Source organism: Pseudomonas sp., from assembly GCF_035277045.1.
Lineage (GTDB): Bacteria > Pseudomonadota > Gammaproteobacteria > Pseudomonadales > Pseudomonadaceae > Aquipseudomonas.
In genome coordinates this window covers 1-2,568 of record NZ_DATELE010000026.1, presented here as the reverse complement: position 1 = coordinate 2,568, position 2,568 = coordinate 1, and the positions used below count along the sequence as shown (strand labels likewise).

Sequence of the window (2,568 nt, the reverse complement as noted above, 5' to 3'; positions counted from 1 at the left end):
TGCTTGCGCCGGGACAGTTCGCGCCGCCGCCCATGGTCTACCCTGACACCAGCGCGTCCTATCCGCCCGATTGGTCCTTGCGCCTGGAGCTGCGTGGCGACAGCCTGAAGCGTTTCAATCCGGTACCGCATCTGCTCCAGTCGCTGCAACGCATCGAAGGGCTGCGGCCCCTTGCTGGGGCACTGTACAGCGTGCTCACCGAGCTTTATGCCAATGCCTTGGAGCACGGTGTACTGGGCCTGGACTCAGGGCTCAAATGCGACGCTGACGGATTCGCCCGGTATTACAGCGAACGCGACCGGCGCCTGGCCCTGCAGGTAGGTGGTTTCGTGTGCATTGAATTCAAGGTTGAACCGCATGACGGCGGCGGGCGTCTGAGTATCGAGGTGCGCGACAGCGGCGATGGGTTCAATGTGGACCGCGTGCTGTCGCAGGTGGCCGGGTCGCACGGTTTCAGCGGCCGCGGCCTGCAATTGGTACAGCGCTTGAGTCAACGTGCCCGCTGGCTGGATAGCGGGCGTTGCGCGCGAGTGGAGTTCGCCTGGACGGCTCAGGCATAATCCAGCTTGATCAAGGAGTGAACAAGTGTCCGAGAACCATATCGATCACAAGGTCCTGAGCGACCTGCAGGAGGTCATGGAAGATGGCTACCTGCAATTGCTCGAAACCTTTCTTGAAGATTCCGAGAAGCGCCTGGACCAGCTCCACGGTGCCAAGGACGCAAGCGAGCTCGGCCTGGCGGCGCACAGCTTCAAGGGCAGCAGCAGCAACATGGGCGCCGTCGGGTTGGCGGACCTGTGCAGCCAGCTCGAGGAGCGCGTCCGGCAGCAGCCGTTGTACGGCATCGAAGACCTGATTAACCGCATCGATCAGGAGTATGTCGAGGTGCAGCGCTTCTACCGGGATGAGCAGCACCGGGTTTCCGCCGACTAGCAGGCGAACCTGGCGCGAGCCTTGCATTCTCTTTGCCCAGATGAGCCTGGCTTTCTGGCGCGGAGACCTTTCAATGCCTGTTGCATCCAATCCACTGTTGCAAGCGAGTGCCGTGGGCACCTCCGCGCGCACCACGGCCAACCTTGCGGACAAGACGCCGCACGCGCCTGCCAGCGGGGGCGCTGGCTTCGACCAGGTGCTCGCCCGCCAGGGCCGGGATGACCAGGTCGCCAGCAAGTCGAAGGCCCGGGCTGATCAGGCTGACAGCGGCAAGCCGCGTGCCGACGCAGCGGAACGGGTTGCCGATGACGGCAAGGACTTGCCAGCGGCCGACGACACCTCCGATGACGTCGCCGATACGACCGTGCGCGACGCCAGCCTGGTGGCCGGGCAGGTCACCGATGCCCAGCCCGGGGCCCAGATGATTCAGGCGCAGGCGCAGACCCTCACGCCGATGCTCCAGCAGCAGGCGGCGACCGCCAGCGGCGAGGACGAGGCCGCGGCGCTGGCGGCGTTCGATCCCGAGGCCGATCCACTGGACGGCTTGCCCGCCTTGCGCCTGGCGCTTGAGCAGAGCGCCCAGGCACAGGGCGGCACCTCGGCCCATGCCGCGGGCGACGAGCCTGAGGTGGCGCAGGGTCAGCCGGCCGTCAATACCTTGGCGAGCCTGTTGCAACAGGCCGAGGGCGAACCCGGGGAAGGCGAGCGAGGCGACAAGGCCTTCGGTGCCCTGCTCGACGACAGCCTCAAGGACCTCAAGGGCGCCAGCAGCGACACGCGTGTCGACGACTTCGCCGACCGCCTGGCCGCCCTGACCCAGGCCGCCGTTCCCAAGGCCGCCCACGCGGTGCCGTCCGCCAACCTGATGCAGCAGCCCCTGGCGATGACCCAGAGTGGCTGGACCGAGGGCCTGGTCAACCGGGTGATGTACCTGTCGAGCCAGAACCTCAAGTCCGCGGATATCCAGCTCGCGCCCGCCGAACTCGGGCGCCTGGACATTCGCGTCAATCTCGCGACGGACCAGCCGGCCCAGGTCACCTTCATGAGTGGCCACGTCGGCGTGCGCGATGCCCTCGAGGGGCAGGTGCAGCGTCTGCGCGAGCTGTTCGCCCAGCAAGGCCTGGCCCAGCCTGACGTCAACGTCGCCGACCAGTCCCGTGGCCAGCAGCAACAGGCTCAGCAGGACGCGCCGCAGTTCAGCGGCGTGGCCGCGCGCCGGGCGGCGCAGGAAGGCGAGGGCGCAGACGTGGCCAATACCGCGAGGCCGGTCGAGCAACAAGTGGTGATCGGCTCCAGCGCGGTTGACTACTACGCCTGAAGCTCCGGACCCGCTGTGTCAGTGAAGGCCTCTTCGCTGGCAAGCCAGCTCCCACAGGTCCACCGCTGACGCTAGGGCTGGCGCTGTAACTGTGGGAGCTGGCTTGCCAGCGAAAAGGCCAGTACTGACACAGCTAGCCTGTGACCTTGTGGGCTTGCACTGAACCCTGGAATCCTCCACACGTACGGCGGTGGCTAATGCCGTATCGTCGGCTTCCCATCAATCTGGCATAACACTTGCTCAACCCCCGTCATCTCCTATGAAACCCTGATGGATGACGGATTATTGGCATGGCGAAGAGCGACGAAGTGAAAGAC

General features: G+C 65.7%; 3 protein-coding genes. All 3 read left to right on the top strand.

Going from position 1 to position 2,568, the window contains the following annotated elements; all coding sequences use genetic code 11:
- Window positions 1-560 (top strand): ATP-binding protein (locus VJS90_RS01265; RefSeq protein WP_324118267.1); only part of this gene is annotated, 560 nt, incomplete at its 5' end.
- Between the two features lie 25 nt (window positions 561-585).
- Window positions 586-933, top strand: a complete 348-nt coding sequence (locus VJS90_RS01260) for an Hpt domain-containing protein (RefSeq protein ID WP_324118266.1) — start codon at window positions 586-588, stop codon at window positions 931-933.
- Window positions 934-1,006: 73 nt separating this feature from the next.
- On the top strand, window positions 1,007-2,251 hold the full coding sequence (locus VJS90_RS01255; RefSeq protein WP_324118264.1) for a flagellar hook-length control protein FliK: 1,245 nt from the start codon (window positions 1,007-1,009) through the stop codon (window positions 2,249-2,251).
- Window positions 2,252-2,568: the final 317 nt, after the last annotated feature.